The 24,277-nt window shown below is 29.3% G+C and carries 32 protein-coding genes and 2 pseudogenes; 33 read left to right on the forward strand and 1 reads right to left on the reverse strand.

Annotated elements, in window-relative coordinates; translation table 11 throughout:
- Window positions 1-109 precede the first annotated feature (109 nt).
- The 18 genes and pseudogenes from ACI48Q_RS09810 to ACI48Q_RS09895 all read left to right on the forward strand — a co-directional run.
- Window positions 110-1,054, forward strand: coding sequence for a GNAT family N-acetyltransferase (locus ACI48Q_RS09810; RefSeq protein WP_474918902.1), 945 nt, complete (start codon window positions 110-112; stop codon window positions 1,052-1,054).
- Between the two features lie 174 nt (window positions 1,055-1,228).
- Entirely contained in the window at window positions 1,229-1,771 is a 543-nt protein-coding gene (locus tag ACI48Q_RS09815) for a GNAT family N-acetyltransferase (protein WP_474918903.1), read from the forward strand.
- A gap of 132 nt (window positions 1,772-1,903) precedes the next feature.
- Window positions 1,904-2,347, forward strand: coding sequence for a GNAT family N-acetyltransferase (locus ACI48Q_RS09820; protein WP_474918904.1), 444 nt, complete (start codon window positions 1,904-1,906; stop codon window positions 2,345-2,347).
- Between the two features lie 196 nt (window positions 2,348-2,543).
- Window positions 2,544-3,356: an alpha/beta fold hydrolase gene (locus tag ACI48Q_RS09825; protein ID WP_474918905.1), complete on the forward strand. Its 813-nt coding sequence runs from the start codon at window positions 2,544-2,546 to the stop codon at window positions 3,354-3,356.
- 410 nt (window positions 3,357-3,766) lie between these two features.
- Window positions 3,767-4,129 (forward strand): hypothetical protein, encoded by a 363-nt coding sequence (locus ACI48Q_RS09830; RefSeq protein ID WP_474918906.1) that lies wholly within the window; start codon window positions 3,767-3,769, stop codon window positions 4,127-4,129.
- A gap of 122 nt (window positions 4,130-4,251) precedes the next feature.
- A complete protein-coding gene (locus ACI48Q_RS09835; RefSeq protein ID WP_474918907.1) occupies window positions 4,252-5,052 on the forward strand; it encodes a hypothetical protein in 801 nt (266 codons plus the stop codon).
- A gap of 24 nt (window positions 5,053-5,076) precedes the next feature.
- Window positions 5,077-5,559, forward strand: coding sequence for a GNAT family N-acetyltransferase (locus tag ACI48Q_RS09840; RefSeq protein WP_474918908.1), 483 nt, complete (start codon window positions 5,077-5,079; stop codon window positions 5,557-5,559).
- 106 nt (window positions 5,560-5,665) lie between these two features.
- The gene (locus ACI48Q_RS09845) at window positions 5,666-6,130 is read left to right on the forward strand and encodes a pentapeptide repeat-containing protein (RefSeq protein ID WP_474918909.1); all 465 of its coding nucleotides are present in this window, start codon (window positions 5,666-5,668) and stop codon (window positions 6,128-6,130) included.
- 281 nt (window positions 6,131-6,411) lie between these two features.
- Complete coding sequence (locus ACI48Q_RS09850) at window positions 6,412-6,933, forward strand: GNAT family N-acetyltransferase (protein ID WP_474918910.1); 522 nt, start codon at window positions 6,412-6,414, stop codon at window positions 6,931-6,933.
- Window positions 6,934-7,268: 335 nt separating this feature from the next.
- Complete coding sequence (locus ACI48Q_RS09855) at window positions 7,269-7,727, forward strand: N-acetyltransferase family protein (protein WP_474918911.1); 459 nt, start codon at window positions 7,269-7,271, stop codon at window positions 7,725-7,727.
- A gap of 349 nt (window positions 7,728-8,076) precedes the next feature.
- Window positions 8,077-8,829, forward strand: coding sequence for a class I SAM-dependent methyltransferase (locus ACI48Q_RS09860; protein WP_474918912.1), 753 nt, complete (start codon window positions 8,077-8,079; stop codon window positions 8,827-8,829).
- Between the two features lie 523 nt (window positions 8,830-9,352).
- On the forward strand, window positions 9,353-9,727 hold the full coding sequence (locus ACI48Q_RS09865) for a GNAT family N-acetyltransferase (protein ID WP_474918913.1): 375 nt from the start codon (window positions 9,353-9,355) through the stop codon (window positions 9,725-9,727).
- 59 nt (window positions 9,728-9,786) lie between these two features.
- Window positions 9,787-9,918, forward strand: coding sequence for a DUF3788 family protein (locus ACI48Q_RS09870; RefSeq protein WP_474919514.1), 132 nt, complete (start codon window positions 9,787-9,789; stop codon window positions 9,916-9,918).
- 264 nt (window positions 9,919-10,182) lie between these two features.
- The gene (locus ACI48Q_RS09875) at window positions 10,183-10,656 is read left to right on the forward strand and encodes a hypothetical protein (protein WP_474918914.1); all 474 of its coding nucleotides are present in this window, start codon (window positions 10,183-10,185) and stop codon (window positions 10,654-10,656) included.
- Between the two features lie 58 nt (window positions 10,657-10,714).
- Window positions 10,715-11,281: a hypothetical protein gene (locus ACI48Q_RS09880; RefSeq protein WP_474918915.1), complete on the forward strand. Its 567-nt coding sequence runs from the start codon at window positions 10,715-10,717 to the stop codon at window positions 11,279-11,281.
- Between the two features lie 74 nt (window positions 11,282-11,355).
- Window positions 11,356-11,901 carry a GNAT family N-acetyltransferase gene (locus tag ACI48Q_RS09885; RefSeq protein WP_474918916.1) on the forward strand — a complete coding sequence of 182 codons (546 nt, stop codon included), beginning with the start codon at window positions 11,356-11,358 and terminating at the stop codon, window positions 11,899-11,901.
- A gap of 404 nt (window positions 11,902-12,305) precedes the next feature.
- Window positions 12,306-12,788 carry a GNAT family N-acetyltransferase gene (locus ACI48Q_RS09890; protein WP_474918917.1) on the forward strand — a complete coding sequence of 161 codons (483 nt, stop codon included), beginning with the start codon at window positions 12,306-12,308 and terminating at the stop codon, window positions 12,786-12,788.
- A gap of 395 nt (window positions 12,789-13,183) precedes the next feature.
- A pseudogene (locus ACI48Q_RS09895) lies at window positions 13,184-13,378 on the forward strand (hypothetical protein); the annotation flags it as partial.
- A 444-nt stretch (window positions 13,379-13,822) separates the two neighbouring features.
- Here ACI48Q_RS09895 and ACI48Q_RS09900 read toward each other — a convergent pair.
- Entirely contained in the window at window positions 13,823-14,341 is a 519-nt protein-coding gene (locus tag ACI48Q_RS09900; protein ID WP_474918918.1) for a hypothetical protein, read from the reverse strand.
- 395 nt (window positions 14,342-14,736) lie between these two features.
- Here ACI48Q_RS09900 and ACI48Q_RS09905 point away from each other — a divergent pair, with 395 nt between their 5' ends.
- The 15 genes and pseudogenes from ACI48Q_RS09905 to ACI48Q_RS09975 all read left to right on the forward strand — a co-directional run bounded on the left by ACI48Q_RS09905 (window position 14,737) and on the right by ACI48Q_RS09975 (window position 24,089).
- Window positions 14,737-15,240: a Csac_0668 family 2Fe-2S cluster-binding (seleno)protein gene (locus tag ACI48Q_RS09905; RefSeq protein ID WP_474918919.1), complete on the forward strand. Its 504-nt coding sequence runs from the start codon at window positions 14,737-14,739 to the stop codon at window positions 15,238-15,240.
- Between the two features lie 243 nt (window positions 15,241-15,483).
- Window positions 15,484-15,735, forward strand: a complete 252-nt coding sequence (locus ACI48Q_RS09910; protein WP_216438644.1) for a kinase to dihydroxyacetone kinase — start codon at window positions 15,484-15,486, stop codon at window positions 15,733-15,735.
- Window positions 15,736-16,113: 378 nt separating this feature from the next.
- Window positions 16,114-16,533 (forward strand): annotated as a pseudogene (locus tag ACI48Q_RS09915) (DUF3788 family protein).
- A 2-nt stretch (window positions 16,534-16,535) separates the two neighbouring features.
- The gene (locus ACI48Q_RS09920) at window positions 16,536-16,724 is read left to right on the forward strand and encodes a hypothetical protein (protein ID WP_474918920.1); all 189 of its coding nucleotides are present in this window, start codon (window positions 16,536-16,538) and stop codon (window positions 16,722-16,724) included.
- Window positions 16,725-16,785: 61 nt separating this feature from the next.
- Entirely contained in the window at window positions 16,786-17,346 is a 561-nt protein-coding gene (locus ACI48Q_RS09925; protein ID WP_474918921.1) for a GNAT family N-acetyltransferase, read from the forward strand.
- A gap of 210 nt (window positions 17,347-17,556) precedes the next feature.
- Entirely contained in the window at window positions 17,557-17,838 is a 282-nt protein-coding gene (locus ACI48Q_RS09930; protein WP_474918922.1) for a hypothetical protein, read from the forward strand.
- Window positions 17,839-17,938: 100 nt separating this feature from the next.
- Entirely contained in the window at window positions 17,939-18,385 is a 447-nt protein-coding gene (locus tag ACI48Q_RS09935) for a hypothetical protein (protein ID WP_474918923.1), read from the forward strand.
- Between the two features lie 79 nt (window positions 18,386-18,464).
- Window positions 18,465-18,905, forward strand: a complete 441-nt coding sequence (locus tag ACI48Q_RS09940; protein ID WP_474918924.1) for a VOC family protein — start codon at window positions 18,465-18,467, stop codon at window positions 18,903-18,905.
- A 153-nt stretch (window positions 18,906-19,058) separates the two neighbouring features.
- Complete coding sequence (locus ACI48Q_RS09945) at window positions 19,059-19,916, forward strand: cell division protein (protein WP_474918925.1); 858 nt, start codon at window positions 19,059-19,061, stop codon at window positions 19,914-19,916.
- 660 nt (window positions 19,917-20,576) lie between these two features.
- Window positions 20,577-21,131 carry a GNAT family N-acetyltransferase gene (locus ACI48Q_RS09950; protein ID WP_474918926.1) on the forward strand — a complete coding sequence of 185 codons (555 nt, stop codon included), beginning with the start codon at window positions 20,577-20,579 and terminating at the stop codon, window positions 21,129-21,131.
- Between the two features lie 189 nt (window positions 21,132-21,320).
- Window positions 21,321-22,037 (forward strand): hypothetical protein, encoded by a 717-nt coding sequence (locus ACI48Q_RS09955; RefSeq protein WP_474918927.1) that lies wholly within the window; start codon window positions 21,321-21,323, stop codon window positions 22,035-22,037.
- Window positions 22,038-22,076: 39 nt separating this feature from the next.
- Window positions 22,077-22,409, forward strand: coding sequence for a hypothetical protein (locus tag ACI48Q_RS09960; protein WP_474918928.1), 333 nt, complete (start codon window positions 22,077-22,079; stop codon window positions 22,407-22,409).
- A complete protein-coding gene (locus tag ACI48Q_RS09965; RefSeq protein WP_474918929.1) occupies window positions 22,406-22,759 on the forward strand; it encodes a hypothetical protein in 354 nt (117 codons plus the stop codon). Before ACI48Q_RS09960 ends, ACI48Q_RS09965 begins: the two co-directional genes overlap by 4 nt.
- Window positions 22,760-22,780: 21 nt before the next feature.
- On the forward strand, window positions 22,781-23,500 hold the full coding sequence (locus ACI48Q_RS09970) for an MBL fold metallo-hydrolase (RefSeq protein WP_474918930.1): 720 nt from the start codon (window positions 22,781-22,783) through the stop codon (window positions 23,498-23,500).
- Between the two features lie 289 nt (window positions 23,501-23,789).
- Window positions 23,790-24,089 carry a hypothetical protein gene (locus tag ACI48Q_RS09975; RefSeq protein WP_474918931.1) on the forward strand — a complete coding sequence of 100 codons (300 nt, stop codon included), beginning with the start codon at window positions 23,790-23,792 and terminating at the stop codon, window positions 24,087-24,089.
- Window positions 24,090-24,277: the final 188 nt, after the last annotated feature.

A 24,277-nucleotide genomic window follows, 5' to 3' on the forward strand; every position in this document is an offset into this window, starting at 1 on the left:
TAAATGAAAACATGAAAAGGATGAAAAAAGATGGTAGAGATGCTTATCATCCAATTTATAATGTACAAATGAAATCCAATTATTTATATAAAAGGGGAATCAGGATAATATGCGAAATTGGTCAAGTAATATAGATTGTTATGAACTATCAGATAAATATTCTATTGTAAAAGCTAATTCAGAAGAATTTGCAATATATGAATCAGTTTATGGGGATAAAATTTATAATAGATTTGCAGTTAAAAATTGGGATCTACGGTTAGCAATAAGTCTCGATAATCCTTTTGCAAAGGATGAAAGCTTTTACTGGATAAAAGCTGGTGAACTTAGAATCGGTGGAGTGCTAATAGAACCTAATGTACTATCACGTTTATTTATTATTCCTCCGTTTACAGACCTATTTGAAATAGTAAAATTATTAAAAAAATTATTGGTTAAATGGTCAGATTCCAGCAAAAACATATATGCGTATCAAATTTCTCTAGAACAATCTCACTATTTTGAAATGCTTGGTTTTTGGCCAGATAAAAATAGACGATGGATGATGAGACCTACCGAAGTTTTTGATTTTGTGTGGGATAATACTATAATAGTAAAAACCCCTGAACAGAGCAATAATGTAGAAATTGCTAAGCTATTTTACGAAAGCTTTAATGGCGGTATAGATTGCCAGTATGCTGCTAAACAAAATTGCCAAGAATGTACCTATGAAGATTATTTAGATGGAGTAAATGAGTATTTTAACGACTGGACCGAAAACATACTACTTGAGGCATCTACACTTATATACGACAAAGCAGAAAAAAAGTTAATTGGTGCTTGTCTTATATCCTGTTTTGAAGAGTGGCCTTTAATACATACTATTGGAGTTAATCCTTCATATAGAGGAAAGAATCTTGCAACAACCATGCTTAAAAAGGCACTAACCGTTTTAAATTGTAAATATTCCGTTTTACGATTGTTTGTAACAATAGGAAATATTTCAGAATCGGTTTATTACGAGCTTGGATTTATTCCAGGAGTTGAATTTAAAAGATTTTATCTACCCAATTAGTAGCATAGAAGCTGTGAAGAGAGTAGCAATGGTCATTTTATTTTAAAATTTAGAGTGTGTATTTAGTATAATGTAAAATAATTCTTCTGAAATTAATTCTACATTGTTAATTATTATAACTTTTCTTAATATAAAACTATAAAATACATTAATTAAAAAAGTGAGGTACTTACAATGATTACAATTAGACAATTAAAGGAATCAGACATGGTACAAGCTATGAAATTAAAGATTCTTTGCTGGACTGAAGAATTGGCTGGCAAGGCTAAAAATACTCTTTCCATTTCTGAAGAATTGGATTTCTGGGTAGATTGGATGCATACAGCCCAAGAAAACGATGATATTCGCTTGTTGATTGGAGCATTTGAAAATGACAAGATGATTGGTTTTGCAGCTGGAAGTTTTGCTGAGACTGATGATATAGCAGAAAATGGAATTGAACTTAATGGGTTATGGGTGTATCCAGAACAAAGAGGACGAGGTATTTCTCTTAAAATGATTTCATATATTTTAGAATTTTTTTTGCAATATGGAATGAAAGAAATTGTTATTTACAATCATCATTTTGCACCTTCCAATAGCTTCTACCGTAAGCTTGGCGCAAAGGTGTTCAGACAAGAGTATCATATGGATGGCAAACTGTTAATAGATGTTTTCTTAACAGATATGTTGGCAATGAAAAGAAATATGGAGCAGTCACTAAAGAAATATGCATAAAGTTAGGTGTATAGTCTGCATACAAATTAATACATATGTTGGAATATACATGAAATTTTTGCAGATATAAAATAAACCATAATATTATAGTTCGAAATAAATACGTATGGAGAGATTGCGATAGGAGGTAACATGGGAAATATACATTTTAGAGATATTGATAATACTAATAAATATGCAGTTAGAAAAATAAAATTGAAACCGGAACAAGAAAATTTTATTGAAACTGTAGATCAGTGTTTAGAAGAAGCTAACACTTATGATGAATGGCACCCAGTAGCCATATATTGTGATGAAGAAATTGTTGGGTTTGCTATGTATGGATCTTTTGGACCTAATAAACATACTTGGATTGATAGGATAATAATCGATGAAAAATATCAAGGTAGAGGATTGGGAAAGATTGCAATGATAAAGCTCATTGATATAGTTTCAAAAGAATATGGAGTAAATACTATATATTTAAGTATAATTGAGGGAAATGTGGTGGCTTATAATTTATACAAAAGCATTGGATTTAAATACATGAATGAAAAAGATCCCAATGGGGAACTTTTATTTCAATATACAATTTAAGATGAATTAAAATTTATCACTAGAATATCTTTTATGTGAATTACAACCACCCTATTTTCATTGATGGCTCTGATAGCCTGTCATGATTTGTTGAAAACTCAATAGTACGGTAATTAAGAGTCAGCTCAATCATTCATAAATTTATGACCAAGTGAATAATCTATTAATATAGTTAGTTATTTATTGGAGGTAATAAATGGGATATTATGTTAGGGTAGAACCAAATGTAAAAGTCTATGTAGAGGATCTTAACCCAGAGGGAAATAAGACAATTTTGTTTTTGCACGGTTGGCCTGGTAGCCATAATTTATTTGAATACCAGTTTAATCAACTTCCAAAGATGGGATATAGGTGCATCGGAATAGATATGAGAGGATTCGGAAACTCGGATAAGCCTTATTGTGGTTACGACTATGATCGATTATCAGACGATGTTAGATGCGTGGTAAATGCGTTAAAATTACATGACTTCACGCTGGCAGGACATTCAACTGGGGGAGCTATAGCTATTCGATACATGGCTCGCCATAAAGAACACGGAGTATCTAAGCTTGCTCTTTTTGCGGCAGCAGCTCCTAGCCTTATCAAACGCCCCAATTTCCCATATGGTTCAAACAAAGAAGATATACTCAAAATTATTCAGGGAACATACACTGATCGTCCTAAAATGCTGAGGGATTTCGGAGACATATTTTTCTTTCAACATATAACTGAACCATTTTCTGATTGGGTATTTCAAATGGGATTACAGGCAGCAGGGTGGGCAACTGCAGCTATTGCAAATACTTGGTTAAATGAAGTACTATTTTCTGATCTAGAAACAATAAATGTTCCAACCTTAATTATTCATGGCATTCATGACAAAGTTGTTCCATTTCCACTAGCTGAAGTACAAAAACAAGGTATTAGAAATTCAAAGCTTGTACCATTTGAATTCAGCGGCCACGGGTCCTTCTATGACCAGCGAAACAAATTTAACGAAGAACTGATGAATTTTATTGAAGAATAAAGTTTTTGCAACGTAGAACGGCTTAATAAAAATATTGAAAGCCCATAAATAGTTTGAATACCATATTATTTAGAAATAAATTTTATGGTATTTTTTGTTTTGTAATTCAAATGAATGATTAAATAAGTCATATGAAGGAAAAGAGCATAAGGTATTGATAAAATATTTCTATTGTTAAACTGAAATGAAGCTATGTTATATCTAGAGAAACGTAAAAGCATCTATTGACTGTAAATACCATTATTGTTAATATATAAATATTGGTTAATATTACGAAAGGAGGAGATTTTATGATAGCTAAAATTATAGAAAAAAACTATGAGGTGACTATTTTATAAACTTCTTAATTTATTTAAACATGTGAATTAAGTATAGTTTTATATTATCTATCACCTGAGAAGGAGATTGTTATGCACTATACTTATTTAAAAAATTCTCATGTTGAAGAAATAGCTGCTATTATTTCAACTAATTATAAAAATGCTAGGTTAGCATTACCTATTTTATCTGATAAATATGAAAATATTGAAATGCATATAAAGAAAATTGAAGAATATGTTGATAACAATAATTTTGTTGTAGCAATAGAATCTGGTAAAGTTGCTGGGTTTATAAAGGGATTTGGCATTAATGAGTTTAAGGGAACAGCAAAAGGGGCCTTATCTATACCTTCACTTCATGGAATAGCTGATGGCTATGATAAAAATTATTTATATAGTGAACTCTATAGAAGGGTTTCTGATTTGTGGATTATAAGTAAAGGCTTACTCTAAAGGGTAAGCCTAATTGTTTATGACGGCACTCCCACAATGTTTTATTATTACGGACTTGATTGGAAGATTACTCCCAGTACTCACGGGTATGGAAAATTTATAATTTAAAGGGGAAGAGAGCTATGATACTGAATAGAGTTTTGGATAATATACAACTATTACAAGATGAGTTACAAAAAATAAGTTCGTCAATACAGAATGAAATTTGTAGCGTAATTATTGATGGAAGCATTGTAAGAGGGGATTTCATTGAGGCTTCCAGTGATATTGACCTTACAATTACAACTTTGCATAAAAATGTAGACTTACAAGTTAAGAAGCAAATAGAAGAAGTAGTGAAAAATATTCAAAGTAAACTGCCTAAAAGAGAATATCCAAGAAAACCACTAATTTATGATATTCAATGGCAAGATATTAATACTGTGAAAGAATGTGGACAAAGAGTATTAAAGGAGTGGAACATAAATAATGTTCCAAGGGGATATCCAAAGTTGTGGTTATATGCTTTTGATAGCATTAAGCACCATGTTGTAGTATATGGACAAGACATAACAGAATTCTATACCAAAATTGAGCCACAATATTTTATTCCTATGCGCATAGAAAGAATACAAAAATCTGTTATGGGTTTAGGAGATAGGATTTCTGATTACGATATAAAAAATGGTGCTATAACTCAAATAAAAAATACTTGGGAAATAATTAGATGTATATGCATTAGCAAAGGATTGTTAAGCATAAGGAAAAATGATGTTTTTTTATTCTGTAAGACCATCTTTTTAGATAAGTCAGACTTGGAAGTAATTGAAGACTTATATCATTTTTATTTAAACAAAGAAAATACCAAACTTTTGGAGGGGAATTTTAGAAAGAGATTATATGATTTTACGCTTAATATGATTCAGAGGTATTATTTAGAATAGGATTTTTATGGAAGGATGATTTTTATGAACATAATGCTAAAAATAAGAATGAAGAATCATGTAGTAACTTTTTGGGACAAGACTCAAGATGATGAAATAAAAAAATTATTTCCCTTTAGTATTGAATCTTTAGAGGAAGCATTAATATTATTTGAGGAATCTCTGAAAGAAGATGCCTTGAGTTACGGCAAAGTAATCTATTTTGATGGAAAATATGTTGGAGATATTTGGTGTTATGGTATAGATGAAAATGATGAAAAAATGTCTATGTTAAGTATTGTGATTTTTGAAAAAGAGCTGTGGGGTAAAGGTATAGCAACAGAGGCTACAAAAGCTTTTGTAAAGGAAGTATTTAATAAGTTTGATATAGAAAAAATTGGAGCATTTACATATTCCAATAATTACGGATCAATAGGTCTATTAGAGAAGGTTGGATTTGTAAAAATTGAAACACTTGTTGAAGATGGCATTGAATCAATATATTTTGAAATACGGGATACCAGATAGAATAGATGCCAAGGAAACCTGATTTTTGAAGAAAATGGCGAAGCTTGAATATGTGATATTTGATTTAATTAGATTTGAATTATTATGAATTAGAGAGAAAACACATGTGAATGGAGTGAGATATGATTCAGATAGTTACTGGCATCGTAAAGACTTAAGTTATAATAATTTTAGAGAATGTAATATGAAATTTGCTGATTTATATCAATTTAATATTAGTAATTCAAAATTTTCAAATACAAATTTATCTGGGAATCTATATATAAATTCATATTTGGGCAATAATCGATTTACAAACGTAAATATGAATAACTCAATATTTGCTGATTCTAAAATGAATGAAGTAGAAATATGTCATGTTTCATTGTTAGAAGCTTACATACATGATATTAATTTAGATGTAGAAGAAAAAGCTAATATTGTTATGGAAAGATGTGACTTAGCGAATAGCAAAATAGTAGATTCAAATCTTCAAGATCTAAAGATTGAAGATTGTAATATAGATGGAATGACTATTAATGGTGTAAAAGTCCTAGATATGTTGAAATGTTATAAAAAAAATTGTGAATAAGAAAGTTAGTTATTATTTACTTCAGGGAGGGCAAGTGTATGTGATATATGCTAATTTATTAGCATATTCTCACTAGGAAGAGAAAATAAACTATTCAAAGGAGAAAATAATAAAGGTAAATAATTTAATAGTAAAGGAAATTTATTTTAGTAATTTTAATAAATACCAAGATAAAATCAACGGATTTGAAATGGGTTATGGCAACTATGTTTATAGAATTCACTTATGACGTAACAGTATTTTAAGGAGAATTAGTGTATTTTAAAAAAGGAGTGAACCTTATGAAAGATTTATTTTTATCTATGCCGAGCAAAGAATATAAAAAGAGTTTTGAAGATTATGTTATAGCATATAAAAATGCAGATGATAATTATTATTTTACTAAATATAAAAAAGGAATGGAAAATTTTAATGAATATGTAGATGATTTATACAAGTATTCTAAAGGAATAGATTTACCTAAAGGATGGGTAATAACTTCAACATTTTGGTTAATTGATAATAATGAAGTTGTAGGAGTAGTAAGAGTTAGGCATCAAGATGTAGGTACAGATGGGCATATAGGCTATGATATATCACCAGATTATAGAAAAAAAAGCTATGGTACTGAAATTCTAAAATTAGCATTAGTTGAAGCAGAGAAAATTGGTATAAAAGAGGTAATGGTTACTTGTAACATAGATAATGCATTTTCAAGAAAAATTATTGAAAAGAATAATGGTAAATTATTAGGGACTATTTTTGATGAAGAGGAAAATGAAACATTATATAAATATAGTATTATCACATCTAATGACAAATAATAAGATGCTGATTTAAGAGTAACAACATAATATTTATTCATAATGCAGTATTATTCAACATGAATATGCGGTATTTTTGCTTTGTAATTTGAATATTTGACGAAACAAATAATGTTCTTTGCTATGAAAATAGAACAGTTTTTATTTTCATTGGCAGCTGTGAAGCAAGTCATGTATCGTTGAAAATTGAATAGTACAGTATTTGAAAATATGCTATAATGTGGGTAAAGTCAGCGTGTTTAAATCATAATTGTAATAAATTGCAAGATAGTTTTTTATTAAACTAATATATAAACAGGAATTTATTACATGGTACTTAGAGAGGAGATTGATCTATGGAAGGGATTGTTATTCGGGAATACCAGGAGCAGGATTGGCCGCGTTTGATAGAAATTCACGACAATGCCCGCCTGGTTGAGCTACGGCTTGCGGGACTAAGTGATGCATTTATTCCACTTGCTGAGGCTGCTTTTAACGAAGGACTGTTTGATTATACCGTTTGCGTTGCTCTGGTGAACGGTAAAGTGCTTGGATTTGTTGCATATTCAGATGATGAGCTTGCGTGGTTGTACGTTGACCCAGTATATAAGCATCAGGGTATTGGTAAATGTCTGGTTGAGTATGTAGTTGAAAACACGGCGAAAAGACCTCTTTGTGTGGAAGTTTTGGCAAAAAATGAGCCCGCCACGCATTTATATAAGTCAATGGGCTTTGAAACCATTGATATATGTTCTGGAGTAATGCCAGGTAACGAATCGTTTCATGTTACAGTGTGCTGCATGCAGAAATTATAAGCATAATACCAACAATAGACATGTGTAACAGAGGGATTACGAATATGAAATTTTAAATTAAATCTAGGCAAATACCGTATTATTCAGAAATGAATCTGCGGTATTTTTTAGTTCTCAATTCAAAAAAAGTACGCAACATGAATAAAAAGCGACGTAATTAATGAGATTTAGACTACGAATAATGTTCTTTGATAATCGAATAATATGGTGCTTGAAAATTAAAATTGCACCATAATTATGGGAATTAGTGTAATAAAATAGAGAATATGTTATACTCTTATTATTAGTTAAGATAAAATAGTAAAAAAATGTGAACTAACAATTATTTATATTAGTTGGAGGTATTATTATGAATTTTAGGAAGGTTTTTGACAGCATTCCTGAAGAATTTGACAAATGGAGAACCCGTTATTGTAATGAACTTTTCGCCGACGTTATAGAATACTCAAAGCTCGACTCTGGCAAAACAGCTCTTGAAATTGGTCCCGGAACAGGCCAGGCTACCGAACCGATATTGAAAACAGACTGTTCGTATTTGGCGATTGAACTTGGCGAAAATCTTACAGAGTATACAAAGAATAAATTTAGTTCATATGATAATTTTCAAATTGTAAATGCTGATTTTGAAACATATGATTTTGGGCATCATCAATTCGATTTGGTTTATTCAGCCGCGACAATCCAATGGATACCTGAGGAAATCGGCTTTCCAAAAGTTTATGATATACTAAAAAGCAATGGAACATTTGCGATGATGTTAACTCGAACAGATGAAAAAAGTGCTAATGAACCCTTATATTTGAAGATACAGGAAATATACTCTGAATATTTTCATCCAGAAACAGAATATACATGCAATTTAAATTACAACAATACTGAAAAATATGGCTTTACTGATATTGAATGCCGTCATTATCACAAAACAAGAGAACTTAACGCTGACGAGTATGTCTCATGGATAAGTACACATGCTTGTCATATAACTCTGCAGGAACCGTATAAATCAAAATTTTACGCAGGAATCAAGACCGCTATTTTGAATTTTGGCAATAATATAAAGCTTTATGACACAATAGTTTTGTATTTGGCAAGAAAGCCATAAACTCGAAGTATAAGCATAATATGAAGTTAAGTTGGTTCACTACCTTCTTATTTAACAACTAAACTATAAAACCGAATAATTTATTCATAACACCGTATTATTTAACATGAATATGCGGTATTTTTTATGTTCGCAATTCAAATAAAGGGTGAAATAACCATTAATTCACCCTATGATTATAGAACGAAATAAGTAATAGAGATGTTCTTTGATAATTGAATAGTACGGTATTTGAAAATATATTATAATGTGGGTAAAATCAGCGTATTTAAATCACAATTGCATCATGGGACGAAGTAATTAATAAAAAATGTTCTTTGAAAATTGGACAATATGGTATTTACAAAATATGTTATAATTAATTTGTAATGGTAAATTATTATAAAATAGATAATATTTATGAAAAGGGGATAGAGACATTGATATAAAAATAATATCTACTGAAAACAGAAAACAAACTAATGATTTTATTAGTTCCCATTGGTTTTCCACTGATATTGTAGTTAGAGGAGAATTAGTTGATATGACAAGATTGGACGGTTTTATTATATATGATAAAGAAACTATTATTGGATTAATTACATATAGAATTAAGAGCAATGAATGTGAGATTATGTCTTTAGACAGCTTGAATGAAAATCAAAGAATTGGTACTACTCTTGTAAATAAAATTATTGAAATAGCAAGTGAGAAGAAATGTACGAAAGTAAAATTGATTACAACAAATGATAATATAAATGCTATATGCTTTTACCAAAAACGAGGGTTTGATATGGTAAATATATATCGTAATGCATTAGATACTTCGAGAAAATTAAAGCCATCAATTCCTTTACTCGGAGATTTTAATATATCTTTAAAACACGAAATTGAATTTGAAATGGATTTGTTTAAGTAATTATTATTTTTAAGATGATAAGATCGCATTATGAATATAAGGCGAATTAACGACCATAAATAAAATATTCGCATAAAACCAAGCATTTATGTTATGTCTTTTTTGAAAGTGGTGAAATAGATATAATGATGCAAATAAGTTCAAAAGATAAGGAAAACTCAATGAAGTTATTACTGAAGGGTTATCTTTAACAAAAGAAGCATGGAGAAATAGATATCCTTGTAGTGATGGTGGATGGATTAATTATAGACCTAAGGCAGATGAAGATATTGCAGAAATAATACGATTGTTGGCTTTTAAAAAGAATCCTGTTGTAAAGTGATAGAGATTTGGATATAACCTTGATGAAGATATTTTTATTGAAAGGAATCTATCAATCACCTATCTCCATAAATTACTTATAATATCTTGAGATAATATAATAGATAGATAAATTGGAATTTGGAGGAGTTTTTATGCTAGGACATTTAGGATTTTCATATATAGGATTAGTTTATTTGTTGATGTTATTTATACCAAACATTATATGGACACAGCATCAGCCATCAGGTTATGTTTATAATAATGAAAATAAATTATTGTTGCTATTTGAACGTATTGGCCAAGTGTGTGTAACATGTTGTGTTTTGATTTTTTCTGATTTCAATCTTACTTCCTTTTCTTTATGGAGTTTATGGTTAATTATATCTTTCCTTTTGATGATTCTATACGAAATGTATTGGATTAGGTACTTTAGAGGAGAACATACTTTAAAAAAATTCTATGGTAGTTTCTATGGCATACCTGTTCCCGGTGCCACTCTCCCAGTTATTGCATTTTTATTTCTAGGAATATATGGGAAAGTAATTTGGCTGATTATATCTATAATAATTCTTGGTATCGGTCATATAGGAATACACCTTCAGCACTTAGAAAAACCTTGCAAATGAAGTAATCTCAAACCTAAAATCCACATTTTTAAATAAGATTTTGATATAGGAGCATTTTATGAAAATAAATAAAAATACGTTTAAAAGAGTAGGAGTTATAATCATACTTATATTGGCTATTTTGTTCATTTCAGGATATAGACTTACTGGTATTCAGGCTGCAAAGATACATTCAGATATAGATAGTGGCGCTCAACTTCTGGAGAAAGTATCTTATAAATGGGGAACTATATATTTTTTTAACACACAGAAGGGATATAGAACAGCAATATCAGAAAGAAATGGATTACTTTGGAGATCAAGGAGTTCTTTCTATATGTATGAGAACTCTGACTTAATAAAAACAGTCGGATGGGCGAGTTTTGGTGATAAAGCAACTGCGTATGCCGTGGAAGTAAAAGATGAAAAAGTTTCATACATAGAAATTGGAATTCAGTCAGATCGTATTAGAAGATACACAAATGAAGGTAATCCAATAATATTTTCATGGGATAAATCTATAAGATGGAATGATTTTAATGGTATAGCATATTCAAAAGAAGGAGTACCACTTTATGAATATAGATATCAAAAAGATACTAATTATATAAAAAAAGAAAATTTAAGATGGTATCCTATTAAATGATTTTACTATGAAGACGCATTTTTGAGGAAACTAGATTGGTGTATCATCTTCTTTTAATGAGGAAGGGGAAGTATATGATAAAGTTAGAAACAGAGAGGCTGATATTGAGAAATTTCAGTGAGATAGACATTGATGACTTTTATGAATATATGAGTTTAGAAAGCACGGCGAAATATGAAGATTTTGAGCCGTTGACATATGAAGAGTGTATATATTCTGTAAAACGAAGAATTCCGTTGGACAACGTAATGGCTGTTATTTTGAAAGATGGGAAAAAGATGATTGGTGATGTGAACTTCTCAGAAGAAGGAGAGAATGGAACTTACGAAATTGGCTATGACTTTAATGAAAAATTTTGGAATAAAGGATATGCAACAGAAGCATGTATTGCCATGGTTGATCACATTTTTAACGAAGTCGGAGGTAGAAGAGTATATGCAGAGTGCAATGATGATAATTTTTCATCAATTAAATTATTAGAGCGCATAGGCATGAGAAGAGAAGGTCATTTTATTGAAGATGTAACTTTCAAAGACGATAGTTATGGAAACTCGATATATGTGAACAGCTATTTATATGCAGTTCTTAAAAGAGAGTGGGATTTGATGAGAAAAAATTGAGAATAATGTTTAGAACAAACTTAATATAAGCACTTACCATAAAACAGAATAATTTATTTATTAATAAGCATAAAAATGTTGATGTTTATAAAAACCTTAACACATAAGATATTTTATAAAAGATAGTAATTGTAAATTTATTTATGGTGAAATTTAGTTGGCAAGTAAAGTATTTAAGGCACTACAGAGAATTCAAAATAAAAGTATGATTTTAGCATTTTATGATGAAAGACTTAGATTTGACGTGATACAAGTGTTCTTTAAAAATTGAATAATGTGATATGCAAAATATGTTATAATTTATTTAAAGTTGATGGTTAAATTGGAATTTGAAGTGATGATGAGGGTGTTGGAAAACCCAAGCACTTGAAAAATCAGCAGTTTAGAAAAGAGGAGGTTAATGTATGGAAATCCGTACCGCTACATTAAATGATTTATCTGTTATTACAAAAATCGGAAAATTGTGTTTTCCACCTGAAGAAGCAGCGACAGAGAAGGAGTTTGAACAAAGATTGAAAGTGTATCCAAATCATTTTTGGATTTTGGAAAATAATAGAGAATTAATAGGTTTTATCAATGGAATGGTAACAAATGAGACAAAAATTCGAGATGTAATGTTTAAAAATGCTTCTTTGCATGAGGAAGATGGAGCATGGCAGGCTATATTTGGAGTAAATACAGTTCCTAAATACCGAAAGTGTGGATATGCCACTAAAATGATGGAACAGGTTATAGTGGATGCGAAAAAGCAAGGACGAAAAGGTTGTATTTTAACTTGCAAAGAGGAGTTAATACATTATTATAAAAAATTTGGATATAAAAATGAGGGGGTATCACAATCTAAACTTGCTGGTGCAGTCTGGTATGATATGCGTTTGGAATTTTAATGTAGATTTGAAATGATACAGCAATGTTTTTATTATAAGTGTTGTTTATAAAAATTACAGTTTATCAATAAGTCTAGTAAAAATAAATACATATTTAAATATCGCATTATTCAGAAATGAATTTGCGATATTTTTTACGTTGCAATTCAAATAAAGAGAGAAACAACTATTACTTCACTTATGATGCTATGACGAATTAATAGAAGGGCTCTTTGAAAATTGAATAATGTGGTATTTATAAAATATGTTATAATTGATTTGTGATAGTAAAATAATCTTAAGTAAAAATTATTTTTATAAGACATATAGATAAATAGGAATTTGTCAGTGAGCTATTTTTCATTAAGAACAATTGTATTATAATACAAACTAGATAAATTATGAATTTGAGGTGAAATGTTATGGACAAATATACAAAAGAAGAATTGATAGAAGCACTACGCCCCGTATCTTCAGTTATCAGCAAATGTGAAAAAGCACAGCTAAAATTTGAGGAGGGTACCTCTCATCACAAGCGCTTTAATAACATAATAAAAGCGATGTATATTTCAAAATCATTAATAACAGATGAAATTAGTAAAAGAGGTTAAATTCCAGTTTTTCGATGAGATTATGAGTATAATTCGAAGCTAGACAAATTTCAATTTTAAAAAATAAGTATAAAATAATATATTAAAATGCCGCAGTATTCATGAGTGAATTTGCGGTATTTTTTATGTCGTATTTCAAAAAAAGTACGCAATATGGTTATAGAACGAAATAAGTAATAGAGATGTTCTTTGATAATTAAATAGTAATGTATTTGAAAATATATTATAATGTGGGTAAAATCAGCGTGTTTAAATCACAATTGCATCATAGGGCGAATTAAAGTTTGACGTGTTTTTTATATGGATATGAAGTAAACTTAGATTTTAAATATGTTTATCTAAAAGATGAGTTAATTATATTGATTTAATGAGGCTTTAGATAAGGACTGTAAATATTAAAAATCTATGTAGTCCTTATCCTCTATTTATTATAATAAATAACATTTACTGTTCCCAATAACTTATTCTAATATTTATAGTTGCAACCCCTGTTAGATTCTGTACTAAAATAGTTAATGAAGTTCCTGGTGTAAGAATTAAGTTACCACTATATGAAACACTATAGATAGGAGATGCTTGAATTATAGCTTCAAAAGCAGTTCCACCACTTATAGGATTAGCTGCTCCACTAATTCTTTGGGCAGTTCCTACAGAAGACTTTGAAGACCCAAAGTTGGTGTTTTGCGGTGTTAGGCTAGTGGGTGAACCAGATAATGTGGCATTTTTATATAGTGTAATATTGGATGATACAGTAGTACGATTATCAGCTATATATAAATCTGCAATAAATATGTTTTTACCACTTCCACTAAGATTATTTAGCCTTATAGAATAAAAGTTAGAGCTTGCTAAAGATGATACTGTATCTGTTAATGTATGATAATTTCCAATTTGAGCAGATGCAGAGGGGATTGTAGTTATATATAAAGGATGTGTCTGTTGATTAAAAGATAAATGATTCATAATTTTAAACTCCTTTCTAATGTAAATAAGAAGAATGCTACTTAAAATGAATTTGAATGGGTTTAAGTTGCTCATCTTAATGTTTATATTAGGACTAGAATAAGCAGAAGCGTTAATTTAAACAAATTTATTAATTGCAAACATAGATGAGACCCTATTAATTAACTTATGAAAAAATAAAGAATTTTATGCCTAACTTGGAGATTAAACAAGAGATAAAATTATTCTTTCATTAATAAATGGAGAAAAAAATATTTATTATTCTATTTAAGATGAAAGAATAATAGCGACTATTCAATTAGGACAATCCATAGCAGAAGTAAATACAGATAAAATATGCACTTGTGAAATATTTAAAAATAAAATTATCAAATCAAAGGAGATAAAGAACACTAATGGAAAATAACTTTCTAAATAAATCTTGTTGAGGAAGCAAAACAGAATCTATCAGTATGGTAGAAATAAACAGCTTATGTCCAGTATGTAAAGAAGAAGGTAAATTTGTAAAAAATATTACTGTAAAGAACATGGTACTTAATTTATTAAAAGATTGTGTTGGGGATAATGACTATTATTTATGTATGAATGAAGCTTGTTGTGTAACATATTTTAGTCGAGAATCTGATATTAAATTTAACGTGGAAGATCTAAAAGAACCTATTTGGTTTAAAAGTAACTCTAATCCTAAATATATTTGTTATTGTAATAAAGTAACTGAAGAGCAAATTATAGAAGCAGTTATTAATAAGGTGGCGAAAAATATTAAGGATATAATAGCGTTAACAGGTGCAATGAAAAATGGTGAATGCGAAACTAAAAATCCTTTAGGAAAATGCTGTAGCCCAATTATACAAGAAGTAATAAAAAAAGGTTTGGAAATAAAAGAAATTTCTAAATAAATATGAAAAATCATCTGTTGAGGAAGATGAAGATTGGTTAATCTTTGAAGTTGATACAGATGAAGATAGAGCAAAATTATTAAATAAGTAGTTTATAATTCAAATAAAGTATGCAATATGTATATTTGATGAAGTAAATTTTAAAAAAGTCCTTTGGAAATTGAATAGTGTGATATTTACAAGATATGCTATAATTAACTAAAAGATAAATTGTAATTTGTAAAACGGAAAAGGAGAATAATTATGCTTGAATACAGATTTGATACGCAGTTATTGATTGAAGGAGAAAATCTTTCAGAAGATAAAATAAACGAGTATATTACAAAAAATATTGAAGGCGATTGCTTACTTGCGGTTGGTGATGAGGAATTGATTAAAATTCATTTTCACACAAATACTCCATGGAAAGTGCTTGAGTATTGTGCTTCATTAGGTGATATTCATGATATTGTTGTAGAAAATATGGAACGACAGTCCAATGGTCTTCAAGGTTAAACAATAAATATAAATTCCAGTTTGTTGATGAGCTTATTAGTTCATACATTATTAAATTAAAAAGATAAATAGCATATTAGAGTATCGCATTATCCAGAGATGAATTTGCGATATTTTTTTACGTCGTAATACAAATATAAATAGAAATAACTAAGGGTGTAGGACAACCTTCCATCCTTATATAAATCATTCTTTGAAAATTGAATAGTACAGTATTTGAAATAATGTTATAATATGGATAAAATAAACGCATCTAAATTACAATTGTATATAATTTCGAACTAAATAAAGGTTATTTAATATACATAATTATCCGCAAGGGGCAGCTATGATTATATAATCTTCAATTATTTAAATTCATTAAAGGGGGATATACTTATGCTTGAAAAGCTACCCACAGAAGAAGAATTGAATCAATTAATGGGGGAGAATGCATTTAAAACTTGGTGTTCTATCAATAATTTTATAAATAATAATTACAATATGGATATATTATGGGATAATGGTGGAAAAACAGGTATTTTTGAACTAAAGTATCGTAAAAGTGCGAAAACATTTTGTGCGTTGTATCCAAGAGAAAAAGGTCTACGTGTTTTAATTATATTTTGAAAGAGTGAACGGGAGGAGTTTGAAACATCAAGGAGAGACTTCTCTGAACATATTAATAACTTCTATGATAATACGCATCAGTATCATGACGGGAAATGGTTATATTTAGATATAATAAATGACACATTAATCAAAGATATAGAAAGATTATTATTAATAAAGAAAAAACCAAATAGAAAGAGAGTGTAGTTATGATGAATATAACAAGATGTGGGTATTGTTGTGATTTATGCAAAGCATTTGCACCAAATTTAAAAGATAATGACCAACGAAAAGAACTCTCAAAAATATGGAAGGAATATTATGACCTTGATATTCCAGTAGAAGACATACATTATGCAAATCAACATTTTCGATTATATATTACAATTTCTCTATAATTGATTCTTCATTATAGAAAACAGTGAGCAAAGATTATTTACATTAGTTTGGGAGGTTTATATGATTAAATATTTGGATATTTGCAAGGAAACTAATCGTCTGCAAATACGACCATTAAATATGGACGATTACAAAAACTGGCTTGAGGGGTTTAATGGACAATCACCATCTAAAACAAAGTTTGATGATGGGTGGTTTGATACATCCTCTTTAACAGAGGAATGGTTTAAAAACAAGCTTAAAGAGCGTGAGGAACTTGGTGAAAAAGACTACAGCTATATGTTGAACATTTTTTCAAAAATTAATGGCGCATCAGTTGGATACTGTGATATAACTACTCATATGAGAGAAGATTTTCAATATGCACGAATTGGATATACGATTTTTAATCAGTTTTGGCGACAAGGATATGCAAAAGAGGCCATCCGTGCAATTGTCCAAATTGGATTTGAAGACCTAAACTTTCATCGTTTGGAAGCACACATTAATATAGATAATGAGATCTCAAAAAAGGTTGTTCTCTCTGCAGGATTTAAATTTGAATGTATCAGAGAAAAATTTATTATGGAAGACGGTATTTGGATTGACAATGAAATCTATTATATACTCAACAACAAATAGAGGTCATGAGCATAAAACACAACAGAATTGCTTCATTATCTCCTTATAAGGCGTAACACATTATTATTCAACGTGAATATGCGGTATTTTTGTTTCGTCCTACAAATATATTGATATGTATTTAGTACAATATTCTTAATGCTAATCCTACATTGTAAGATATTTCGTTCTAAATAGAGACTGGTATGATACCGATAGGAGAGATGTTGTATGAATATTAAATTAAGAGATTTACAGCCATCTGATAAAAAATATTTCTTTTCCTGGATAAATGACAAAGAGGTAATAAGATATTCCTTATCTATATTTCAGAAAATGAAAAGTAATGATGAAATATCAAATTGGTTTGATGGACTTTTATTAGATAAATCATCTTATAATAAGGCTAATTTCAAAACAGAAGGTATTATGAGACAAGCCTTTTATAGAGATAGCAGGTTTCATGACAAAATTATTATGGGGATTTTAAGAGAAGAGTGGACTAAGTCATAACCTGAATATAAGGTATATCAACTATAGAACAGAATAATTTTAAGAAATTGTAACATAACAGTTTTAAATTATGAAAATTGTTTATATAAATGGAGGATTTATGAAAAGAAATATAAATATATTATTATGTGTTTTACTTTTTTGGTTTACGTTAGATATTACAGGATTTTCTTTAGGAAACTTTTGCTTAGTTGAAAGTCCTGGTATACTGAGTGTTGATACTGCTTGGTGGGTAATTTTTGTAGTTTCTTCTATATTATTTTTCTTAAAAGAAAAACAAGGGAAATATGTATTGTCAGTATTTCTCACAGCTTGGGCTATAATTCAATATTTTTCACATTGGAATTACACAATCTTTGGTGCAACTGAAATAAAGTTGAGGGGATATAATAATTTTTTTGCTAATACATACCATATTATCCCATCGTCTGATAGTATACTGATACCAGATTTATACCATATAATTCTACATATATTGATAATTTCATTACTTGCTTTAATAGTAGTGTATATATTTCAAAAAAGAAATATAAAAACTTCTAAGTAGTTGAAGATAAACTTTTCAAATATAAGGAAAAGTACAGGATATTTATATATCTTTATTAAGATTGGAGAGGTTCAGTGAAATGTTATATTTAGGTTCAACATATCTTATTGTTAAAAATATGGAAAAATCTATAGATTTCTATGAAAAATTATTAGAGATGAAAGTATCATCACAAAATTATGATCGTTGGGCACAGTTTAATTTTGATAATAAGTGTATTGCCTTATTTAATAGTAAATTTGATGAAAGAATGATTGAAAAAAATGATGATTTAGAAAACCATTATGATAACAATTATTTAGAATACATCAAGAAACGTAACATTACCTACGGAAATAACATGGTTTTAAATTTTTGGATAGAAGATTTAAAAAAAGAGCGTATAAGACTAGTAAATTTGAACATAGGAAAGGTGTCAGAAATAATGTATTTGAATATAGCATCACCTTACTATATGTTTGTAGTAGATGACCCGGATGGCAATACTATTGAAATAACTGGAAACTATAAAGAGGTTTAGAATTAAATAATATTATCTGTTAGTAAATATGAGGAAATTTGATGAGTATATTATTGAAAGGTTCCCTCTAAGCATTAAATTGCATTGAGAACAAATATTAATTTTTGAAGAGAATGAAGGCTATCATATTGATATTTTTACAAGGAGTTAAAGATGAAAAAATTAAAGTTACAGAATTTTATACCACTAATTATAGCAATGCCATCGGTTATGATTGGTGCAATAGCAATGCACCTCAATAAAGTTCCAATAACTATTTGGGGTAAAAATGTCGCTTGTTTATTTATATCAGGATTAATTTCTTATTTTGTATTGTCAAATGAGCAGAAAAATAGGAGAAGTAAATTTGTTGCCTTTATTGTTTCAATAATATTTTTAATACTTACTTTCTTTGATTCAGGTATGGAAGGAATTCATAGATGGATATCTATTGGACCTTTAAGATTCTATATATCAAGCATAATATTACCATTTATAATCATAGAATTATGGCGACTTCTACAAGTACTAGATTGGTGGTTTTCAGCTATTCTAACAGTAGGAATATCACTTTTACTTGTGTTTCAACCTGATGCATCACAAGCAACCGCATTTATCATTCCAATGATAATCATTCTAGGATATAAGGCTAAAAATAATATTTACCACTTTGGTATTACAGTTCTACTTTTGGCTTTCGTTATTTCTACGTGGATATTTTTAGACAAGTTGCCGCCTGTAGTTTATGTGGAAGAAATACTTAATTTAGTTGCTAATATGGGATTAGTGTGGTTTATTTTAGGAGTTATTTCTCTTTCTATATTACCACTACCATTTATATTATTTCCACCAAAGGATTCCAATATAGCGTCAATAGGAGTTGGAATCTATTATATAATTGTTTTAATCTCTACAAAATTTGGAAATTTTCCAGTTTCTTTAATGGGATATGGCATTTCCCCTATTATTGGCTACTTTATAGCTATAAGCTGGCTTGTAAAATCTAAAGCTAAATTGGACAATAATCTATAATTTATACAAAGTACTGCGTTTAAAAGTTTAATATTAAGTTGATTAATACCGTATTATTCATGATGATATGCTCCCCTTAGAGTAGACAGATTAAAAAATAAAAATCTGTCACTGTAAAGGGGAGTATTTTTATGTCCAGAAGAACTAAATATACAGCAGAGGAAAAATACGAAATTTTGATTGAATATTTGAATGGAACTAGTTCAATACAAGAAAATATATAACTATTAAATACGAAAATAAGGTTCTTTGAAAGCTGAATAATAGGGTATTAGAAATATTCTTTTACCAAATTTATCAAATTTATAGATGGATATATAGTATAATATGGTATAATTTTCTTAAAATTAATTCTTACATTATAAGAAAATACGGAATAAAAGATTATTTCTCTATGTGTTCGTTCTTTAGAGCATAATTTTCAAAGTAAGAAATACATAGATTTATTCTTCTATTATTTAGATATAGAACTAATTATGAAAAGATCAATTATTATATTTTACTCGATGAATTATTTTAAATATGTGAAATTACTTAACTGGCTGATATAGCTATTCCTCTTGTAGAATTTATGAGAAATTATATTATTCGGATTGAGAGAGAGATAAAGCTTAAGCTTTAGACCACAATGTAAAATAAAAAATTATGGAGATAACAGATATGGATAAGGGTTTTAAAATTCAAGGAAAGAATATTAATCTTAGGACCATAGTAGAAGAGGATATTGTGGATTATAAAAGATGGAACAGTTCAGACTTAAGAGCCTGGGAATTTGATGGTCCATGGTACAATGAGGATTTAAGTGCAGTTATTAATAGAAATAAGAAATGGATTATGGGAGATAAAAAACCTCCATATAAATTCTTGGAGATAGAAACCAAGGATGGAATTCATATTGGATGGGTGAATGTATATCATAATGATTTAGATCCACATATGACAGAGATTGGAATAGATATTGTGGAAGACGATTTTTGGGGATGTGGAATAGGTGAAGAGGCTTTGACCTTATGGATAGATTATCTTTTTACAGAAAGAAATTTTACAAGATTAGGCTTTGAAACCTGGGAACTTAATAAAGGAATGATTAAATTAGGAGAAAAACTAGGATTTATTGAAGAAGGAAGAATTAGAAATGGGTGTGAAGTAAAAGGTGTTTTCTATGATAGAGTGAAAATGGGAATTTTAAGAAGTGAATGGGAAAGCAAAGAATAATGCTAAAATAATTTCACAACTTATATCAAATTTTTGATTTTTTATTCTGTTATACTATCTTTACAAGGAGGGCTAACCGTTGGAACAGTGGAATTATACTATACAAAAAATCCAAAGCCAATGCAGCTTTATGATAAACAAAATGTTATCTTTCTTAAAGTAAATATTAATGAAGGAGTGGAGAATGCAATGGATAAACAGGAAAAGGTATCTATACAAAAGGCACAACAACAGGTATATGAGAAACATGGTAAAAACCTATTAAATATATTAAATGGACAATGTATGTATGATAGTTTTAAGGAAAATAACCTGATGAAAGAGGGGGTATATATTCCTTTTAATGAAGCAATGTGTGTAGGACAGGCTAGTGAAAGTGTTTTTTCTGAAGAGTTTATAACATGCCGTTGTGAGGCACATAGTGTAACTCTGGAGCAATACAGGGAGGTTGTGTTAAAACCCCTACAAGGTTTATTTGAAAGCCAATATGACTATATTGCAGTGTGGTTTGGTGATGATATGTTTTGTCAAATAAACCTTCTTACAATTCTTGCTTATTTAGATGAAACAAATTATAGTGGGAAAATAGTTTTCCACCTAGTGAGGGAGACCATTAAAGAATTTGAATGTTTTGAAGTGGATATACAAGGCTATAAAGAAATATATAGGCAGGCTATGCTTTATAGACAACTCCCAAGTAACGTTCCTCTGCCTGTAATGTATAATGGAATCAAACTTTATCTTGAATATCTGAAAAATGAAAATGAGATTGCTTCATATATTAAGAAGCATGGACAGCTAAAAAAAGATCTTTTACTCCAAAACTTATTTCAAAGATTTTCTAAATATGGACTAGGTGATATTCAATATTTAGAATTAATAAAGAAATGTGAAATATATAATTAAATGTTCGTAAATAAGTTTTAGAAAGGATATTACAATAATATGATTAGTGTAGCTAAACAATGGAATCCTAAGCAGGCATTATTAAAAAGCTTAATTAGAAATTTAGATAATTTTGAAGAGTCAAGGATGCTATTACTGGATTTACACTCTATGGTACACACCTCTGAAATGTCTCATAGCCATATTAGAACCCTTGAAGATGAGATTTGGGACGGATTAGAGGAAAAAGCTTTTAGAACTATGCCAACTATTAAGGATGTAACTATCGCTTGGAATCTTTGGCATATAACACGAATAGAAGACTTAACCTCAAATATACTTATTAGTGATGAAGAGCAGATAATAAACAGCAATAATTGGATAAAAAAATGAATGTTGAGGTTTATGACACTGGAAGCGCTATGAGTGATGAGGAAATTATTTCTTTAAGCTCATCTATTGATATGAAAGAGTTAAGAAATTATAGAATAGCTGTTGGAAGAAAAACTCATGAGATAATAGCAAGGCTAAAACCTGAAGATTTAAAAAAGAAAGTAGAACCTGGAAGATTACAACGTATTTTAAATGAAGGTAGTGTTCTTGAAATTGATGATTCAAGATGGCTTTTGGACTTCTGGAGTAGAAAAGACATTGCAGGAATACTACTTATGCCTATAACACGTCATCAAGTTGGTCATATAAATGATTCTTTAAAATTAAAAAGAAAATGTTCAAAAAGTTGAAGTCATAGGAGGGGAAATAATATGTTTAATAAACTAAGTGAAAGGGTCTATTATTTGGAGCACAACCCACATACGGACAGACCTGTTTTAGGATATATTAAGGGAGATAAATATTGCCTAATGATAGATGGTGGTAATTCGGACAAACATGTGGAGCTTTATATTGAAGAGTTAGATAAGAGGAAATTACCACACCCAGAGATTGTGGCAGTTACTCATTGGCATTGGGATCATACTTTTGGACTCTCAGCCACAGATGCAATAATAATTGCAAGTTCATTAACTCATGAGCAGCTATGCAAGATGAGAAATTGGAGATGGGATGATAACTCCATGGATCAGCGGGTATACTCAGGTGAGGAGATCGAATTTTGCAGTAGTATGATTAAAAAGGAATATGAGAAAAGAGAAAAGATTAAAATTACTAGTGCGGATATAGTGTTTAAGGATTTTATGGCTTTAGATTTAGGGGGGATTACCTGTGCCATATTGAGAATTGGCGGTACCCACAGTGAGGATTCTACAATCTTTTATTTACCAGAGGAAAAAATACTATTTCTTGGTGACAGTGTATGTGAGGATTTATATCATGGTGAAGCTCATTATGATAAACCTAAGCTAGAAGAAGCCATCCGTATTTTATCTGGAATAGAATTTAACATAGCTATAGAAGGTCATAATGACCCTATAGAAAAAGAAAAATTATTAGAAGAGCTACGAGAAGAACTTGCCAAGCTATAAAGTTAAGGCCGCTAATTTAAGATTAATTAAAAGATGTGAAATATTTGAATTTTGTATGGGTAGAAGCTAAATTAATAAACTCTACTTTTTAATTGTAAATTTGTACATGGTACAATTCCTAAAAAGTTAAATAATTGAGATGAAGATGGCAAGATGAAAGCTATAGAAGTCAATAATTTAGTTAAAAAATATGGAAAACTTACGGCTAAATATAAATGTATTTGAGCTGACAATTGTAATATTTATGGGTATCTTTAGTATACTGGGAATTGGACTAATATTTGGAGGGTTGGCTCTTATATTTAAGAAAGTTCAATCCCTATTAAATATAACCCAATATTTTTTAATAGGCTTAGTTATTCTAGGGAGCAATCAATTAGGTTCATTAGCATCATCAATACTTCCTTTTAGGCCAGCCATTGAAAAAATATACGATATAACTCTAGGTGGAGAAACCCTTATAGATTTTTCACTGGGTGACTTTGGAATTATAATTGGGAATTCTGCTATATATTTCACTATAGGATTATTAATTTTTAATCAATGTAGTAAAATAGCAAAGAAAAAAGGACTATTAGGACAATATTAATATGAGATTAGTAACTATATTACAAAATAAAAATAATAAATAAATTGTGGAGGCTTTATTTCAATATTTTATAAATAAAGCCTCCTTGTTAATGTCCAATTAATATGAAATATAACTATCACAATAAAATTTAACAGCTTTCAAAAATAGGCTTTATTTTAATATAGTGCTGATTTTAAAGATACATA

The sequence above is a fragment of the Clostridium sp. LXY-7 genome (assembly GCF_056172015.1).

Coding starts and splice junctions, on each gene's coding strand:
- ACI48Q_RS09910 (WP_216438644.1), top strand. CDS start 15,484: ATGCTTGAATACAGATTTGATACGCAGTTATTGATTGAAGGAGAAAAT.
- ACI48Q_RS09875 (WP_474918914.1), top strand. CDS start 10,183: ATGCTAGGACATTTAGGATTTTCATATATAGGATTAGTTTATTTGTTG.
- ACI48Q_RS09925 (WP_474918921.1), top strand. CDS start 16,786: ATGATTAAATATTTGGATATTTGCAAGGAAACTAATCGTCTGCAAATA.
- ACI48Q_RS09955 (WP_474918927.1), top strand. CDS start 21,321: ATGGATAAACAGGAAAAGGTATCTATACAAAAGGCACAACAACAGGTA.
- ACI48Q_RS09890 (WP_474918917.1), top strand. CDS start 12,306: ATGGAAATCCGTACCGCTACATTAAATGATTTATCTGTTATTACAAAA.
- ACI48Q_RS09885 (WP_474918916.1), top strand. CDS start 11,356: ATGATAAAGTTAGAAACAGAGAGGCTGATATTGAGAAATTTCAGTGAG.
- ACI48Q_RS09860 (WP_474918912.1), top strand. CDS start 8,077: ATGAATTTTAGGAAGGTTTTTGACAGCATTCCTGAAGAATTTGACAAA.
- ACI48Q_RS09820 (WP_474918904.1), top strand. CDS start 1,904: ATGGGAAATATACATTTTAGAGATATTGATAATACTAATAAATATGCA.
- ACI48Q_RS09965 (WP_474918929.1), top strand. CDS start 22,406: ATGAATGTTGAGGTTTATGACACTGGAAGCGCTATGAGTGATGAGGAA.
- ACI48Q_RS09945 (WP_474918925.1), top strand. CDS start 19,059: ATGAAAAAATTAAAGTTACAGAATTTTATACCACTAATTATAGCAATG.
- ACI48Q_RS09835 (WP_474918907.1), top strand. CDS start 4,252: ATGATACTGAATAGAGTTTTGGATAATATACAACTATTACAAGATGAG.
- ACI48Q_RS09840 (WP_474918908.1), top strand. CDS start 5,077: ATGAACATAATGCTAAAAATAAGAATGAAGAATCATGTAGTAACTTTT.
- ACI48Q_RS09930 (WP_474918922.1), top strand. CDS start 17,557: ATGAATATTAAATTAAGAGATTTACAGCCATCTGATAAAAAATATTTC.
- ACI48Q_RS09940 (WP_474918924.1), top strand. CDS start 18,465: ATGTTATATTTAGGTTCAACATATCTTATTGTTAAAAATATGGAAAAA.
- ACI48Q_RS09880 (WP_474918915.1), top strand. CDS start 10,715: ATGAAAATAAATAAAAATACGTTTAAAAGAGTAGGAGTTATAATCATA.
- ACI48Q_RS09935 (WP_474918923.1), top strand. CDS start 17,939: ATGAAAAGAAATATAAATATATTATTATGTGTTTTACTTTTTTGGTTT.
- ACI48Q_RS09865 (WP_474918913.1), top strand. CDS start 9,353: ATGACAAGATTGGACGGTTTTATTATATATGATAAAGAAACTATTATT.
- ACI48Q_RS09950 (WP_474918926.1), top strand. CDS start 20,577: ATGGATAAGGGTTTTAAAATTCAAGGAAAGAATATTAATCTTAGGACC.
- ACI48Q_RS09900 (WP_474918918.1), bottom strand. CDS start 14,341: ATGAATCATTTATCTTTTAATCAACAGACACATCCTTTATATATAACT.
- ACI48Q_RS09855 (WP_474918911.1), top strand. CDS start 7,269: ATGGAAGGGATTGTTATTCGGGAATACCAGGAGCAGGATTGGCCGCGT.
- ACI48Q_RS09810 (WP_474918902.1), top strand. CDS start 110: ATGCGAAATTGGTCAAGTAATATAGATTGTTATGAACTATCAGATAAA.
- ACI48Q_RS09850 (WP_474918910.1), top strand. CDS start 6,412: ATGAAAGATTTATTTTTATCTATGCCGAGCAAAGAATATAAAAAGAGT.
- ACI48Q_RS09830 (WP_474918906.1), top strand. CDS start 3,767: ATGCACTATACTTATTTAAAAAATTCTCATGTTGAAGAAATAGCTGCT.
- ACI48Q_RS09920 (WP_474918920.1), top strand. CDS start 16,536: ATGATGAATATAACAAGATGTGGGTATTGTTGTGATTTATGCAAAGCA.
- ACI48Q_RS09960 (WP_474918928.1), top strand. CDS start 22,077: ATGATTAGTGTAGCTAAACAATGGAATCCTAAGCAGGCATTATTAAAA.
- ACI48Q_RS09970 (WP_474918930.1), top strand. CDS start 22,781: ATGTTTAATAAACTAAGTGAAAGGGTCTATTATTTGGAGCACAACCCA.
- ACI48Q_RS09825 (WP_474918905.1), top strand. CDS start 2,544: ATGGGATATTATGTTAGGGTAGAACCAAATGTAAAAGTCTATGTAGAG.
- ACI48Q_RS09815 (WP_474918903.1), top strand. CDS start 1,229: ATGATTACAATTAGACAATTAAAGGAATCAGACATGGTACAAGCTATG.